Here is an 859-nt window from a genome sequence, read left to right on the forward strand (position 1 = left end):
TTCAAAAAGTTTTAATTTCTTTTCAAATAGACTCGGATTCGATTATATAGAACAAAATAAAAAAATAGAAATTTATTTGGAATCTCCTTTCAATTACGAAGAAAACGCGAGGCTTTATATCGCTACGGATATGCCCGATGTGGCGAGCGAAACTTTCAACGATTTTACTTCAAAAGTTTTGCTTAAAATATGCGACATAACGGGCGGAAGAACTTTTATATTATTTACATCTTTTTCTTCTCTTATGAGTGTTTATCAAAGCACGGAAAAAGAATTGAAGAAAAAAAATATAAACGCGTTGGCTCAAACTTCTTCGATACATAGACATACTTTGCTCGATATGTTTAAAGCGTCTTCAAATAATGTTCTTTTTGGAGTCGATTCTTTTTGGGAAGGAGTAGATGTTTCGGGAAAGAATTTGGAAGTCGTAATAATTCCTAAACTTCCTTTTGCCGTTCCAACCGACCCGATAAGCGAAGGTAGATACAGATATATTGAAGAAAACGGAGGAAACGCTTTTATGGATTACGCATTGCCACTCGCCGTTATAAAATTCAAGCAAGGTTTCGGGCGACTCATAAGAAGCAAAGAAGACAGAGGAGTCGTATTCGTTTTAGACAGAAGACTTTACGGAAAAAACTACGGCGGGAAATTCATTCAATCTCTTCCGAAAGCGAGAGTATTAAAAGCGAATATGAAGGAAATTTTTGAAGATATGAATAAATTTTTTGGAGACTGCCCGCTGTAAGCGAATTAAACTATTGGCATATTTTTTAATTCATATTATAGACGCTGTTTTTTAGATAAGTTTTAAATAAATTTTAAGAAAATAATTTTTATTTACAAATCAATCGACATA

The 859-nt window shown here is 33.3% G+C and carries 1 protein-coding gene; it reads left to right on the plus strand.

Translation table 11 applies throughout. From position 1 onward, the window contains the following. Positions 1-748 (plus strand): ATP-dependent DNA helicase (locus EZH24_RS12780; protein WP_272897905.1); only part of this gene is annotated, 748 nt, incomplete at its 5' end. Positions 749-859: the final 111 nt, after the last annotated feature.

This window comes from Brachyspira catarrhinii (assembly GCF_005518285.1).
GTDB lineage: Bacteria > Spirochaetota > Brachyspiria > Brachyspirales > Brachyspiraceae > Brachyspira > Brachyspira catarrhinii.